The sequence below is a fragment of the Bradyrhizobium sp. YR681 genome, from assembly GCF_000282615.1.
Lineage (GTDB): Bacteria > Pseudomonadota > Alphaproteobacteria > Rhizobiales > Xanthobacteraceae > Bradyrhizobium.
Genome location: NZ_AKIY01000301.1, coordinates 1 through 12554, shown reverse-complemented (window position 1 = coordinate 12554; position 12554 = coordinate 1). Strand labels below are relative to the sequence as shown.

The window sequence follows — 12554 nt, the reverse complement described above, 5'->3', positions numbered from 1 at the left end:
GGTCGATGATATTGCCCTCGACACTTCCCAAGTGGTTCGCGAGCGACTTTGAATTCTATCGGCGAAAACGACTCATCCGACAAAATCTCCGACATCGAAGATCGGATCGAGCGTCTCGCCGAGATCGCGGAGCGGTGCCGGAAGTACATCCTCGCGTCCAAGATCGCCATCGGCGCAGGCGGCACGCTGCTGTTGATCACGATCCTCGGGCTGTTCGGGACCGGTCCGACCGCGGCGCTCGGATCGATTGCGCTGATCCTCGGCGGGATCGTGTCGCTCGGCTCGAATGTCAGCACACTCCGGCAGACGGACGAGGCTATTAGTGGTGCGGAAGCGCGACGCGCGGCGTTAATTGGATCGATCGACCTGCGCGTGGTCGCCGATGCGCCGCTGAAATTGGTGTGACACGCTGCCTCAACTCGCGACCCGCGGTGTTTGGGCCGTCCGCTCCGCATGGCATTCGGCAGTGAAGGTTTTGAAATCGCTCCCATCCCTTGGCTCAATCGCTCAGAGGAGGGAGGTTTCGCGCCGTTTGGTGAGGAAAACTGCGGAAAATCGGGGATGGGTCAGCATTGCGCTCCTATTAGTCAGTTTCAGCGGAACCCATCTTCATCAGGTTTGAACGAAGGAGCTCCGACATATGAGAACGCCGAAAGATACGCTTTTTCGCGGAGGACGAATTCGCGAGAAACATGTTCGCATTCCAGCTTTGCGCGCCGCTGCAGCTAGGAAAGGGGGCTACATTTCTACTAGTGATCTGATTAGGCATCTTGAGGATGAGTTCGCCCCGACGGGAGAAGATGCGGAAATTCTCGATGGGCGAAACGATACGAAGTTTAGCCAGATCGTGCGGAATCTGAAGTCGCACAAGGGCACTTCAACCAACATTTTCAAGCGCGGGTTGGCCGAAGAAGTAGATGACGGTATTCGAATTACCGAGGCAGGCAAAAAGTTTCTGACTCAGCTGCGCGAGTAGCGGGCTTTGTATCCAGGGCTTAGCCATCTTAGTTCGGTTTTGTTGGATGCTTGCTTATCCCATACGAACCAAGCGTAAGCGGTTGTACCCGACCCTTTGGCCGTTGCGTCTTTCATGTAGAAAGTTATTCGCTCGCTAAAAACGTGAACGCGAGCGGGGGGCGTTACTTTGAAAATAGTATTCGCGCGATTGGCGCCTTCGAGAAAAGCGAGCCTGAGTAGCAGGGCAAATTTCTTGTCTGCGCGTTCAACACCGGCACGTACGAACGCCTCGGCGCTATTGTACGGCGGATTTGTAACGATATTGCTGGCGCGACGCTTAGAGCCGAGGAAATCGACGCCCGTTTTCCCGAACCCTCGATCGTAGAGGTCTGAACTGAAAACGGGTAGGCCGGTCTGCTCTAGAACGCGGGACATCGCACCGTCGCCGCATGCGCATTCCCAGATGTCGCTGTCGAACTTCTCATTGTCGATTAGCGCGTGTGTTGCCCACGCAGGCGTTGGAAAAAAGTCGGGACCCGCGAGATCAGCTCTGCGCTTGGCGGTGGGCTTGAAGCCTCCGTTTAGGTTGTAGGTCGAATCAGCCATTGCCTATCTATAGGCATTTCTCTTGATTCTGACGAGCCTAGGCGCCCACCCAAGCCGTCAACATCCTGTCCCATCGGGACATGAAATAGGCGGATTACGGCTTCGCCTAATCCGCTCTACGAGTTGGAGCGCGTCTTGTCCGCTTCAGCGAAATGCGCCATCTGATCTGCATGGGCCTTTGCGAACGCCGGGCGGCCCTTCGCGCGCGCGACATAGGCGCGGCACGCCGGACTGTCCGCCAGCCCGTCGAAACCATCGACGACGCGCAGCACGTCCGACATCAGGATGTCTGCGACCGAGAAAGATCCCGCCAGCCATTCGCGCCCCGCCAACACCGGCTCGAGATGCTTGAGGCGAAGCTTGAGGAAGTCGTCGACGAATTTCCACGCGGCCGTGTCGGTCGGATGGCCCATGAACTGCGACATGCTCCAAGGCAGGCTCGCCATCTCCACCGAATTGAGCGCGGCGAACACCCATTCCGTCGTATCGCTGCGGCCGCGCGGGTCTGACGGCATCAGCTTGGTGCTGAGCTGTCCCAGATGCAGCAGGATCGCGCCGGTCTCGAAGATCGAGAGATCGCCGTCGGTCAGCCAAGGCACCTGGCCGAACGGCTGGTGCGCGAGATGTGCGGGGCCCTTGTCGCCGGACACTCTGGCGACGCGATAGGGCAGAGCGGCTTCTTCGAGTGCCCAGCGGACGCGAAGGTCGCGAACGAAGCCGCGCGGGGGCGGGGGAACCCAGTCGAAGGTGGTGAGGGTGAGGTCGGGCATGCGGCGTCTCCGTGTTGTCTCAGGCATAGGACGGATGGGGAGCGGACGTTCCGACAGCCGAAAGATGCTTTTTTTTCCAAGCGTGGACGCCGTAGGTTGGGCAAAGGCGCACTTGCGCCGTGCCCACGATCCCTTGGCCCTCGACGGAAGTCGTGGGCACGCTCCGCTTTGCCCACCCTGCGGCACCGGTGCTTATTGCCCGAGCTTCGCCAGCTTGCCTTGCTTCGCGGCTTCCACCGCGCGCTCCGCATCCTCCGGCAACAGAATCCGTTCTGCGACCTGCCTTGCCGCCTCACGCTTCACCGCAGCGACATACGCCCCGTCATCCGCATAGCGCTCTGCGATCGACAGCCTGGGATCGTGCACTTCCTTCCGTGCGGCCTCCGTCGGCGCGAACGGCACCACCGTGCCTTGCAGCGGATAGAGCGCCGTCGGGCCAAATCCCTGCGCGCGCGGATTCCACGCGGTGTAGGTCGCGCGTGGCACCGCGAGCGCAAGCTGGCGGATACCCGCGATCGCCATGCCGTCGTCATCCGCCTTCGGCACGAACACGGGATAGCGGCCGATCTCCTTGGGCGGCAGCACGCTCTGGTCAGAGAAGGCGGCCAGCGTATGGATGCCGGCATAGGGCAGGCCGGGGATATCGGTCGGCACCGCACCTTGCGCCGCCACCAGCGTGCCGTGAGCGCGCATGGGGACGCGGCTCGCGGGCGGCTTGATGCCGTCGCTGATCCAGGCGTTGAGGTCGGTGAGCAGCGCGCGCATCGGCATGCCTGCATGAACAGGGTTCTGCGGCAGCGACATCGCCGGCAGGCCCTTCTTCATCACGTCGGCGGCTTCGGCGAAATGCGGCGTGCCTGCGATCATGTAGGCGCGGACATTGTCGGGGAGGTCGAGATGGTTGCCGGCGAGGTCGGTCACCAGCAGCGAGGCGTGCGAGGCCCACCATTCGTGCTCACTGTCGGTCTGCATCACCTTGGGGCATGTGGCGGAGAGCGAACAGCGCCGCAGCACGCCATCGGTCTTGCCGGACCAGGGATCGCTGAGCGTTGCATAGGTGAACGGGAACAGATCGGCCTGCCACGCCGGATCCTGCAAATGCCGCGGGTTGCGGCCGGGCTGGCCGAAGCGGATGTTGGTCGCCATCCGCCGCGTGCCCGCGACATGCGGCATCAATCCGTCGAACACGGTGCGGCCCTGGAGGTCCTCGTTGAAGCCGAGATAGAGGTAGTCGCGGAGGAAGCGGCCGGATTGCGACACGCCGAAGCCGATGGCGCGGCTGACTGATGGATGCAGGCCGCTCAGCAACGGGTTCGCAGGCGTCTCGTCATGGCGGAGGAAGCTGACGACATCGCGCACGGCGGCATAGCCCATGCCGAGCGGGACCGGATCGCGCGCGGTGTAGGTGAGCTCAAAGAGCGCGCCGGCGTCAAAGCCGTCGGGACGGGTGATCTCCACCGTCACGGGATCAATGATCTTTGCGGACAGGCCCGGCGGCGTCTGCCTTGCGTCGGCCCAGGCGGCGCGCACGGTGACGTTGAGGTTGGCGGCATCAGCCGCGGGCCAGGTCAGCGCCGCGCGCGCCGGGCTGGTCGTGTTGTCGAACACGAATTCCTCACGCGCGGGGCCGGTGACGCCCTTCAGCATCGGTGCGGCGAGCGCCAACTGGCCCGGCCTGGAGGGGATGTCGCCCTGCCAGCCGACCCAGACCATCGTAAAACCCTGGCGGTGCAGGAATCCGATGCCGGCATCTTCGGCCTTGTCGGCATTGTTGGCGCCGGGCTGGGCGGAATCGTCGAACAGTTGCGGTGCGAGTTTTCGGCCGCGATTGGGCACCTCCAGCAGCAGCGTGCCGTTGCCGTGGGTGGGATCGCTCGGCCGCAGGATCACGACGTCGGCGGTGGCCTCGACCTTGCCGTCGGCATTGCGCTGTGCCTGCGCGAGATCTGTGATGACGGCGTTGCGGTCGTCGGCCGGGTTCAGCGCGAAGGTCGCGCGTGCGGTGATGCGTTCATAGCTGCCGACATTGCCAAAGCTGCGTCCGGCGAAGGCGGGAACGCGCTCCAGGATGTCGAAGCGGACGATTTCGGCTGATGAGGCGGCCGGCCACAGGCATGCGATCGCAACAAGGCCCGTGATGATCCTGTGCATGGCCATTTCCTCCCTTATCGGCATGACGGCATTGTCCGTCGCGCGGGCTTTTTGTTGTCGCCACTATAACCGTCTATGCTGACGCCAAACAACAGGAGGAAACACATGCCCGCTGCCTACTTCGTCGTCCGCGCCACCGTTGCCGACGCCAGCAAGCGTGCCGCCTTCGACGCATGGTACGAGACGGAACACGTGCCCGACGCAGTGAAGGCGTTCGGCATCACCAAGGCCTGGCGGTTCTGGAGCCTGGACGATCCCTCGCTGCATCAGGCGATGTATCAGTTCGACGACGAGGCCAAGCTGGCTACGATGCTGAAGGGCGATGCGCTGACCAGGCTCGTGGCCGATTTCAACCGTGACTGGCCCGACGTGAAACGCACACGCGAAACGTTGGTGCTGGCGCAGGAGTTTGGCACGTAGCCGCGGTCTTGTAGCCCGGATGGAGCACCGCGTAATTCGGGATTCTCGCGCGACGTATCGTCGGCCCCGGATTGCGCTTCGCTCCATCCGGGCTACAGACCCTTCCTGTCACCGTTGCAACGAATCTGAACGCGCGATTCAGCCGCAGTTCATGTCGCGAGCCCGACACTTCCTCCGCATCATGCAACGCTTGCCCGAGAGGAAGACATCATGGAACGCCGCAACTTTCTGAAACTCGCAATCGGTGTCGCGGCCGGCGCCGCCGCGTTCACCACCGCCGTCCAGGCCGCGCCGCTGGCGCCGCAGCCGCTCGGCGATCCCCGCATGCCGCAAGGCAATCCGGATGCTCATCCGGCGGTCACCACCAGCGATGAAGCCGCGCAGCTCAAGCCGGAGCAGGTGCACTGGCACGGCCGCGGTCGCGGCCATCACTGGGGCTGGCGCCATCGTCACTGGGGCTGGCGTCGCAGGCGCTGGCATCGTCGCCACTGGTAAGCGCGCGGCCTTCGTGGCCTGGACGGGGATCGCAGTTCGCGGTCCCCGTTTTGATTCAACGCGTCTGCAAGCCGATGCGGTGGAGGCGGTTCAAAGAAAATGGCCGCGCAGGCTGATCCCGCGCGGCCATTTTGCAATGCGAAAAGAAGAGATCAGAACGGGCGGCAGCGGCCGGCGTACCAGCGGAAGCCATAGGGACACACGCGCGGACGCACGACCACGACCGGCGCGGGGCGGGGTGCCACGACGACGACCGGCGGGCGCCCGGCCATCGGACGGCAGCCACCGTACGGGCCGCGATACCAGCCGGGGCCGCAGCCGCCAGCGGCGCTGGCCGCTTCGCTGAAACCGACGACCGCGCTGGCGAGCATCACGGCGGCGAAGAGATATTTCATGTGATCTTCCTTCTCGTCCTTGGGGCAGATGATTGGGCAGGTTTGAGGGGATTGGCGCTTGCGGCGCACAATGAATCAAAAGACACGATTCGACACGTTAAATCTGGGAGACACGTGCCGACACGTCGCGATCCAAATCTGCCAATCATGACCTGAATGCGGCATGAACGTTTCCCGCATCCTGCCTCAGGCGACACGCAACTGTCGCTAGCGCCCGAGAAAGCCCAGCACCAGCTCCCTGTACTTCTCGGGTGCCTCCAGGAAGACGAGATGGCCAGTGTCCGGGATCACCTCGGCCCGCGCATTCGGCATCTTCGCGGCGAGCGCCTTCGCCAGTTCGGCGTTCTGCCCCATCTTGGCGCGCAATGCTTCCGGCGCCAGCGGCCGGCCCGGCGCGTTGTGGTCGTCGGCGCCCATGATGAACAGCGTCGGCTCGGTGATCAGCGCGACCTCGTGCGCCACGGGCTCACGATAGATCATCTGGCCGGAGCTGACGAAGGCGCGCAGCCAGCGCGGATAATCCGGGCTGCCCTTGATGTTGAAGCGGGCGTCGATGAACGGCGTGATCGCCTCGGGCGGCAGCTTGATCGCGTAATTGGTCTGGAGCTGTTTGCGGTAGCCGTCGGCGGTGAGCTTGTCCTCGCTCTCGATGACCTTCTCGGTCGGCGTCGGCGGCACGTAGAGGCGGTAGTCTTCGAGCCCGATCGGGGCCGTCAGAACAAGGTGCGCGACGCGGTCCGGATAGGCGCGGGCGATGCGCACGCCCAGCATGCCGCCGAGCGAATGCGCGACGATCTCGGCCTTGTCGATCTTGAGGTGGTCGAGCAGCGCGATGGTGTTGCGCGCCAGATTGTCGAAATGCAGCTCGCCCGCCGGCTTGGAGGATTTGCCGAAACCGATCTGGTCCGGCACCACGACGCGGAAGCCTGCATCGCCCAGCATCTTGATCACGGGCGCCCAGTAGCTCGACGGAAAATTGCGCCCGTGCAGCAGCACCACGGTGCGGCCATTCGGTTGCGCCGGCGCCACGTCCATATAGGCCATGCTGAGCTGCTCGCCGTCATTGACGACCGGCAGCAGGTGCACGGGATAGGGATAGGCTAAGCCTTCGAGCGCGATGCCGTAGGGCTCGCGCGGGGTGTCGGCGGCGCGGGATGCAAACGAGCTAGCAAGGAGGGCGGCGGCGAGCGCGGCCGGGAGGAAGCGGTTCATGAAGGTCTCCGTCATGCCCGGGCCTGTCCCGGGCATCCACGTGCCAGCCGCAATAAAGGCGTGGATGGCCGGGTCAAGCCCGGCCATGACGACGGGGAGAGTTCACACGCAAATGTGCGGTCGCACGCCTCTCGCGTGATCAGTCCTTGCCGTTGCCAAACAGCACCGCGAACTGCTTCTCGCCTGTGCGGGTGAAGTTCACCACGCGGCTGCCGGGCGTGGCGTCGCGCGCGGCCCATTTCAGTTCGGCAAAACGCTGCATCATGGCGGCGCCCAGGGTGCCGGCGAGATGGTGGCGCCGTTCGCTCCAGTCGAGGCAGGCCTTGCAGACCGGGCGGCGCGGATGGGCCAGCATCTCGGCCGAGATCTGCAAATGTCTGGCGAGGAAACGTTCGCCCTCCGCCGTCAGCTCGATGTCCTGCTTCTTCTGCCTGACCAGGTTTCGCGTGCGCATGGTGTCGAGCATCTGCACGCCGAGATCGCCGGCGAGATGGTCGTAGCAGATCCGCGCGCGCCGCAGCGCCGGATCCTTCGGCCCGGTGCGCACGCGCATGTGGCCGGTGCGTGCGGCAAGCCCCGCAAGTCCCTCCAGCACGCCGGCGACATCGTCGTCGGTGAGGCGGTAGTAGCGGTGCCGGCCCTGCTTCTCCGGCTCGACCAGCCCGCCGGCCTCGAGTTTTGAAAGATGCGAGCTCGCGGTCTGCGGCGTGATGCCGGCTTCCTGCGCCAGCTCGCTCGCCGTGAGCGCGCGGCCGTTCATCAGCGCCGTGAGCATGTTGGCGCGGGCGGGGTCGCCGACCAGCGCGGCGATCATGGCGATGTCGGGTCCTGATTTCATGCTTCGATGGTAGCCGAAGCATTGTGGTCGGGCAAGCGCGTAGCGTGTTTCAGCAAACACGTCATTGCGAGCAAAGCAATCCGGCGCCGTAGGGTGGGCAAAGGAGCGCAGCGGCGTGCCCACCAATTGTCGTTGCGGACAAAGGTCGTGGGCACGCTTCGCTTTGCCCACCCTACGAGACCTGCGCTCGCAATGACGATGTTGGAACCAAAGGAGCCCGCCATGTCCATCACCGTCTTCATCCGCTATCAGCTCGATCCCTTCAAGCGCGCACAGTTCGAGGAATACTCAAAACGCTGGCTGACCATCATCCCGAAATGCGGCGGCGACCTGATCGGCTATTTCATGCCGCATGAGGGCACCAACAACATCGCCTTCGCGCTGATCACCTTCGAGAGCCTCGCCGCCTATGAAGCCTATCGTGCGCGGCTGCGCCAGGATGCCGAAGGCATGGCGAACTTCCGTTTCGCCGAGGAGCACAAATTCATTCTCGGCGAGGAGCGCACGTTCTTGCGCAAGGTGGTATTGTAGGTCACGACACTGTTAGCAGGAGACGCCCATGATCGCCGTGATCTTCGAGGTCTGGCCCAAGCCAGAACATCGCCAGACCTATTTCGACCTCGCGGCCGATCTGAAGCCGGTCCTGCAAACCATCGACGGCTTCATCTCGGTCGAGCGCTTCGAGAGCCTGACCGAGAAGGGCAAGATCCTGTCGGTGTCGTTCTGGCGGGACGAGGCGGCGGTCCAGGCCTGGCGCAACACGATGGAGCACCGCCGCACCCAGGCCAAGGGCAGGGCGCAGATCTTCGCCGATTATCACCTGCGCATCGCCAGCGTCGTCCGCGACTACGGCATGAACGATCGCGACGAGGCGCCGAAGGACAGCCGCGCGGTGCACGACGCGCACTAGCGCGCTCGCCAACGCGTGCCTATGTTCGCGCGGCCAACAAGGGAGAGACACATGCATGTGACAACCGCTGACAAGCGCGCGACGTTCAAGAAGATGCACGAGAGCGGCTGCTTCATCCTGCCCAATCCGGTCGATGTCGGCAGCGCCAAGGCATTGCAGCATCTCGGCTTCAAGGCGCTCGCGTCATCGAGCGCGGGCTTTGCCTGGACCATCGGCAAGGCCGACAACCACGTCACCGTCGAGGACGTCTGTCAGCATCTGGCAGCATTGTGCTCGGCCGTCGACATCCCCGTGAACGCGGATTTCGAAGGCGGTTTTGCGGTCGAGCCTGACAAAGTCGCGGACAATGTCGAGCGATGCGTGCGCACCGGCGTTGCCGGTCTCTCGATCGAGGATTCCACCGGCGACAAGAACAACCCGATCTACGACCGCGCGCTGGCGGTCGAGCGCATCAAGGCCTCGCGCAAGGCGATCGGCGACAGCAACACGATGCTGGTCGGCCGCTGCGAGGCCTATCTGTGGGGCGTGACCGATCTCAAGCTCGTCATCGACCGGCTCACCGCCTATGCAGATGCCGGCGCCGATTGCCTCTATGCACCCGGCCTGAAGACCCGCGAGGACATCACTGCTGTGGTGAAGGCTATCGCACCAAAGCCGTTCAACCTGCTGATCGGTGCGTCGGGCCTGTCGGTGAAGGAAGCCGAAGATCTCGGCGTGCGCCGGATCAGCGTCGGAGGCTCGCTCGCGCGCGCCGCCTGGGGCGGCTTCATGCGCGCCGCGAAGGAAATGGCGGAGAAGGGGACGTTCACCGAGCTCGGCGGCGGCTATCCCGGCGGCGAGCTCAACAAGATGTTCAGCTGAACGAAAAGCGGCGGGACTCGTCGTCCCGCCGCTGTCGCACATTGTCGCAAATCGTTACTTCGCACCCTCGGACGGTGCCGCCGGATCAGGCGCGGCCGGCCTGCTCGGCGCAGCACCCGTGGTCACGCCCGGCTCGGTGTTGGCGCGCGGCGTCACGTCACGCATGCCGGGAGGCGCGGCCGGATTGGTCGCCGGCGCCTGCTGGGCGGTCTGCGTGGTCGGCGCGTTGCTCGCCTGGTTGCCCGTGCTGGAGTTGTTCAGGCCGTAGAACACGGCGCCCAGCACCAGGGCGACAGCTACGGCAAACAAAGCGACCTTGCCGCTGGAGGCAGGGCCTTCACCAAGCTCGGGATCGGCCTGGAGATTGACATCCTGGCGACGCGCCATGCGCAGGTACTCGTCGTCGCTGAGGTTGGGGCGATACGGATCGTTGGGAAAACGCTCGTCAGCCATCTTTCGGTCTCCTCGTTTATTGCGGCCTGACAACCCCTAGATGCGAGATTCTGTTCCGCCCGCTTCATGCTTTCGTCGCATGTTGCTCCCGCGCCGGGAATCGGGAACCTGTTATTGGGGGAACCCGTGACGTAAGTTCCATCACGGAAGGAGGGAACAAGACGATGTGGAGCCTGCCACCGACCGATAGCGTGCTGCATTTCCTGTCGCTGATCGCGGTGGCCGCGCAGGGCATGACGGCTGCGCTTGCTGCGGGCCGGCGCAGCATGGACTGGCTGGGCGTCTGCTTCCTCGGCTGCATCACCGCGCTCGGCGGCGGCACGTTGCGCGATCTCTTTCTCGGCCACTATCCGCTGGCCTGGGTGCAGAACCCGGTCTATCTCGCGCTCGCCGGCGGCGCCGCCTTCCTTACAATTTTGATGGCGCGGCTCGTGCACAGGCTCAAGCTCGCCTTCATCGTGCTCGATGCGATCGGCCTCGTCGTCTTCACCATGACCGGCTGCGACATCGCCTGGCAGATGGATGCCACGCTGCCGATCGTGATCGTCTCAGGCATGGTGACGGGATGCGCCGGCGGCGTGCTGCGCGACGTGCTCTGCAACGACGTGCCGTTGCTGTTTCGCTCCGAGCTCTACGCCACCGTTTCGGTGGCGACCGGCCTGTTCTACGCCACAGCGGCCGGTCTCAATCTCAACGCCGAGCTCTGGACCATCTTGACCTTCGTGCTCGGCATCAGCTTCCGCCTGCTCGCCGTGCGCTACAAATGGGAGATGCCGAAATTCGTGTTCACGGGGGATGAGGAGCGGGGACCTTAGCTAACGCTCCTCCTTCCGCGCCTTCGCCACCTGCGCCGGCGTCACCATTGGTCCGGCATTGCCCCAGGAATTGCGGATGTAGTTGGTCACCGCCGCGATCTCGTCGTCGGACAATTGCTTTGCATAGCCCGGCATCTCGCCGGTGTTGGGGGCGCGCGGCGTCGTCACGGTGTGGGCGCCGTCGAGGATGATGCGCAGGGTCGAGGACGGATTGACCGATTGCAGGAGCGCGTTGCCGGGCAGCGGCGGATAGATCCGCGGGCTGCCTGTGCCATCGGCTTCATGGCAGGCGACGCAGAGCTTTGCGTAGACGGCTTGTCCCGCCTTCATCTCGGCCTCGTCAGGCGGCGTCACGAGCGTCTCGCGCCGTGCCGGCGGCAGGTTCTTCAGGTAAAGCGCGATCGCGCGCACATCGGCATCGCTCATCTTCGCGGTCGAGTTGACGACGACCTCGGCCATCGGCCCGCCGGCATGGCTCCTGGCGTTGCGGCCGCTCTGCAGATATTCGGCGATGTCCTCGGCGCTCCACGATTTCAGCCCGGTGCGCGCGGCGCCATCGAGTCTTGGCGCGTACCAGCCGCCGACCGCGTTGCCGGACAGTGCCTGCGCCGTCTTGTCCGCACCAAAATAGTTCTTCGGCGTGTGGCAGGCGCCGCAATGGGACAGGCCGGTGACGAGATAGCCACCCCTGTTCCACGCCGCGCTCTGGCTCTGGTCCGGCTCGTACAGGCCGGGCTTGAAATACATGGCGTTCCAGATCCGCATCAGGCCGCGATACCCAAACGGCCAGCGCAGCTCCGGCGGCTTGTTGCGGCTCACGACGGGCGCGAGCGTGCCGAGATAGGCGCGGATCGCCAGCGTGTCGTCCTTGGTCATCCGCGTGAAGTAGGGGTAGGGGAAGGCCGGGTAATAGTTCGAGCCGTCGGGCGCGATGCCGGCGCGCAGCGCGCGGGTGAAATCGGCGTCCGCCCAGGCGCCGATCCCGGTCTCACGGTCCGGTGTCAGGTTCGGGGCGTAGATCGCGCCGAACGGCGTGTCGATGCGCTTGCCGCCCGCAAATGGCCTTGCCGGATCGGCGGTGTGGCAGCCTGCGCAGTCGCCGGCCTCGACCAGCGTCTTGCCATAGGCGATCAGCTCCGGCGACGGCTCTGCGGCGAGGGCCGCGCTTGTGACCGCACCTGCAACTGCACTGCACAAGAGCACGGCAGCCAGAATCGTCCGCATTCCGAGGTCTCCTGCGACCAATCACCCCCGTGCCGCATTATACGTGCGTTGCTTCATTTCGCGACGGCGGGGGTATGGTGACACAAATTGAAAATCGCCGATGGCTTGCAGCCACGAAATTGCGATTTTTACCCGGCGCTCGCTTTGGTCCAGATTTGTGATGCGCCGCGTTAAATATCCGACATAGAGTGGCGCAGGTGGTCGGCGCGCCCTAGCTAAAAACAACGGGCAGGCAACGGCTTAAGCAGCCAAACGCTCAAAAAAGGGCGGAAGAGGACGAGAATGGGCATCAACCAGGGTCCGATCAGTCTCGATCAAAAATACACCCAGGACACCGGCCATATTTTCACGACCGGCATTCAGGCGCTGGTCCGCCTGCCCATGGCCCAGATCCGCCGCGACCGTGCCGCGGGGCTGAACACCGCGGGCTTCATCTCCGGCTATCGC

General features: G+C 64.2%; 16 protein-coding genes. 8 read left to right on the top strand and 8 right to left on the bottom strand.

Features of this window, described 5'->3' with window-relative positions; genetic code table 11:
* The first annotated feature begins 48 nt into the window (after nt 1-48).
* Both PMI42_RS32875 and PMI42_RS32870 read left to right on the top strand, forming a co-directional pair.
* Nucleotides 49-405 carry a hypothetical protein gene (locus PMI42_RS32875; protein WP_008143077.1) on the top strand — a complete coding sequence of 119 codons (357 nt, stop codon included), beginning with the start codon at nt 49-51 and terminating at the stop codon, nt 403-405.
* Between the two features lie 235 nt (nt 406-640).
* Nucleotides 641-976: a hypothetical protein gene (locus PMI42_RS32870; RefSeq protein WP_008143074.1), complete on the top strand. Its 336-nt coding sequence runs from the start codon at nt 641-643 to the stop codon at nt 974-976.
* Here PMI42_RS32870 and PMI42_RS32865 read toward each other — a convergent pair.
* The 3 genes from PMI42_RS32865 to PMI42_RS32855 form a co-directional block, all read right to left on the bottom strand.
* On the bottom strand, nt 961-1563 hold the full coding sequence (locus tag PMI42_RS32865; protein ID WP_008143072.1) for a hypothetical protein: 603 nt from the start codon (nt 1561-1563) through the stop codon (nt 961-963). The genes PMI42_RS32870 and PMI42_RS32865 overlap by 16 nt on opposite strands.
* 116 nt (nt 1564-1679) lie before the next feature.
* The gene (locus PMI42_RS32860) at nt 1680-2333 is read right to left on the bottom strand and encodes a glutathione S-transferase family protein (protein WP_008143071.1); all 654 of its coding nucleotides are present in this window, start codon (nt 2331-2333) and stop codon (nt 1680-1682) included.
* Between the two features lie 192 nt (nt 2334-2525).
* Nucleotides 2526-4484 carry an alpha/beta hydrolase domain-containing protein gene (locus PMI42_RS32855; RefSeq protein WP_008143068.1) on the bottom strand — a complete coding sequence of 653 codons (1959 nt, stop codon included), beginning with the start codon at nt 4482-4484 and terminating at the stop codon, nt 2526-2528.
* Nucleotides 4485-4589: 105 nt separating this feature from the next.
* On the opposite strand from PMI42_RS32855, the gene PMI42_RS32850 reads away from it, so the two are divergent.
* Together PMI42_RS32850 and PMI42_RS32845 are read left to right on the top strand one after the other, a co-directional pair.
* Complete coding sequence (locus tag PMI42_RS32850) at nt 4590-4904, top strand: hypothetical protein (protein ID WP_008143067.1); 315 nt, start codon at nt 4590-4592, stop codon at nt 4902-4904.
* A 210-nt stretch (nt 4905-5114) separates the two neighbouring features.
* Nucleotides 5115-5399: a twin-arginine translocation signal domain-containing protein gene (locus tag PMI42_RS32845; RefSeq protein ID WP_008143064.1), complete on the top strand. Its 285-nt coding sequence runs from the start codon at nt 5115-5117 to the stop codon at nt 5397-5399.
* A gap of 152 nt (nt 5400-5551) precedes the next feature.
* Here PMI42_RS32845 and PMI42_RS32840 read toward each other — a convergent pair whose 3' ends face one another.
* From PMI42_RS32840 to PMI42_RS32830, 3 genes are all read right to left on the bottom strand, one after another.
* Nucleotides 5552-5794: a GCG_CRPN prefix-to-repeats domain-containing protein gene (locus tag PMI42_RS32840; protein WP_008143062.1), complete on the bottom strand. Its 243-nt coding sequence runs from the start codon at nt 5792-5794 to the stop codon at nt 5552-5554.
* A gap of 207 nt (nt 5795-6001) precedes the next feature.
* On the bottom strand, nt 6002-7006 hold the full coding sequence (locus tag PMI42_RS32835; protein WP_035967319.1) for an alpha/beta fold hydrolase: 1005 nt from the start codon (nt 7004-7006) through the stop codon (nt 6002-6004).
* 139 nt (nt 7007-7145) lie between these two features.
* Nucleotides 7146-7844 (bottom strand): ArsR/SmtB family transcription factor, encoded by a 699-nt coding sequence (locus PMI42_RS32830; RefSeq protein WP_081502985.1) that lies wholly within the window; start codon nt 7842-7844, stop codon nt 7146-7148.
* 222 nt (nt 7845-8066) lie between these two features.
* On the opposite strand from PMI42_RS32830, the gene PMI42_RS32825 reads away from it, so the two are divergent.
* The 3 genes from PMI42_RS32825 to PMI42_RS32815 are packed head-to-tail and all read left to right on the top strand — an operon-like array spanning nt 8067 to nt 9615.
* A complete protein-coding gene (locus tag PMI42_RS32825; RefSeq protein WP_008143057.1) occupies nt 8067-8375 on the top strand; it encodes an NIPSNAP family protein in 309 nt (102 codons plus the stop codon).
* Nucleotides 8376-8403: 28 nt separating this feature from the next.
* Nucleotides 8404-8754 (top strand): antibiotic biosynthesis monooxygenase family protein, encoded by a 351-nt coding sequence (locus PMI42_RS32820; RefSeq protein WP_008143056.1) that lies wholly within the window; start codon nt 8404-8406, stop codon nt 8752-8754.
* Between the two features lie 51 nt (nt 8755-8805).
* Complete coding sequence (locus PMI42_RS32815) at nt 8806-9615, top strand: isocitrate lyase/PEP mutase family protein (RefSeq protein ID WP_008143053.1); 810 nt, start codon at nt 8806-8808, stop codon at nt 9613-9615.
* A 54-nt stretch (nt 9616-9669) separates the two neighbouring features.
* Here the strand turns inward: PMI42_RS32815 and PMI42_RS32810 are convergent, their stop codons facing one another.
* Entirely contained in the window at nt 9670-10068 is a 399-nt protein-coding gene (locus PMI42_RS32810; RefSeq protein ID WP_008143051.1) for a hypothetical protein, read from the bottom strand.
* 164 nt (nt 10069-10232) lie between these two features.
* Here PMI42_RS32810 and PMI42_RS32805 point away from each other — a divergent pair, with 164 nt between their 5' ends.
* Entirely contained in the window at nt 10233-10883 is a 651-nt protein-coding gene (locus PMI42_RS32805) for a trimeric intracellular cation channel family protein (RefSeq protein WP_008143049.1), read from the top strand.
* Here PMI42_RS32805 and PMI42_RS32800 read toward each other — a convergent pair whose 3' ends face one another.
* Nucleotides 10884-12107, bottom strand: coding sequence for a c-type cytochrome (locus PMI42_RS32800; protein ID WP_008143048.1), 1224 nt, complete (start codon nt 12105-12107; stop codon nt 10884-10886). It abuts the gene before it with no gap.
* Nucleotides 12108-12554: the final 447 nt, after the last annotated feature.

What these genes read in the sequence shown, in the direction of transcription:
- PMI42_RS32850 (WP_008143067.1), top strand. Translation starts at nt 4,590, where the DNA reads ATGCCCGCTGCCTACTTCGTCGTCCGCGCCACCGTTGCCGACGCCAGC.
- PMI42_RS32805 (WP_008143049.1), top strand. Translation starts at nt 10,233, where the DNA reads ATGTGGAGCCTGCCACCGACCGATAGCGTGCTGCATTTCCTGTCGCTG.
- PMI42_RS32815 (WP_008143053.1), top strand. Translation starts at nt 8,806, where the DNA reads ATGCATGTGACAACCGCTGACAAGCGCGCGACGTTCAAGAAGATGCAC.
- PMI42_RS32860 (WP_008143071.1), bottom strand. Translation starts at nt 2,333, where the DNA reads ATGCCCGACCTCACCCTCACCACCTTCGACTGGGTTCCCCCGCCCCCG.
- PMI42_RS32800 (WP_008143048.1), bottom strand. Translation starts at nt 12,107, where the DNA reads ATGCGGACGATTCTGGCTGCCGTGCTCTTGTGCAGTGCAGTTGCAGGT.
- PMI42_RS32825 (WP_008143057.1), top strand. Translation starts at nt 8,067, where the DNA reads ATGTCCATCACCGTCTTCATCCGCTATCAGCTCGATCCCTTCAAGCGC.
- PMI42_RS32865 (WP_008143072.1), bottom strand. Translation starts at nt 1,563, where the DNA reads ATGGCTGATTCGACCTACAACCTAAACGGAGGCTTCAAGCCCACCGCC.
- PMI42_RS32810 (WP_008143051.1), bottom strand. Translation starts at nt 10,068, where the DNA reads ATGGCTGACGAGCGTTTTCCCAACGATCCGTATCGCCCCAACCTCAGC.
- PMI42_RS32820 (WP_008143056.1), top strand. Translation starts at nt 8,404, where the DNA reads ATGATCGCCGTGATCTTCGAGGTCTGGCCCAAGCCAGAACATCGCCAG.
- PMI42_RS32835 (WP_035967319.1), bottom strand. Translation starts at nt 7,006, where the DNA reads ATGAACCGCTTCCTCCCGGCCGCGCTCGCCGCCGCCCTCCTTGCTAGC.
- PMI42_RS32840 (WP_008143062.1), bottom strand. Translation starts at nt 5,794, where the DNA reads ATGAAATATCTCTTCGCCGCCGTGATGCTCGCCAGCGCGGTCGTCGGT.
- PMI42_RS32855 (WP_008143068.1), bottom strand. Translation starts at nt 4,484, where the DNA reads ATGCACAGGATCATCACGGGCCTTGTTGCGATCGCATGCCTGTGGCCG.
- PMI42_RS32870 (WP_008143074.1), top strand. Translation starts at nt 641, where the DNA reads ATGAGAACGCCGAAAGATACGCTTTTTCGCGGAGGACGAATTCGCGAG.
- PMI42_RS32830 (WP_081502985.1), bottom strand. Translation starts at nt 7,844, where the DNA reads ATGAAATCAGGACCCGACATCGCCATGATCGCCGCGCTGGTCGGCGAC.
- PMI42_RS32845 (WP_008143064.1), top strand. Translation starts at nt 5,115, where the DNA reads ATGGAACGCCGCAACTTTCTGAAACTCGCAATCGGTGTCGCGGCCGGC.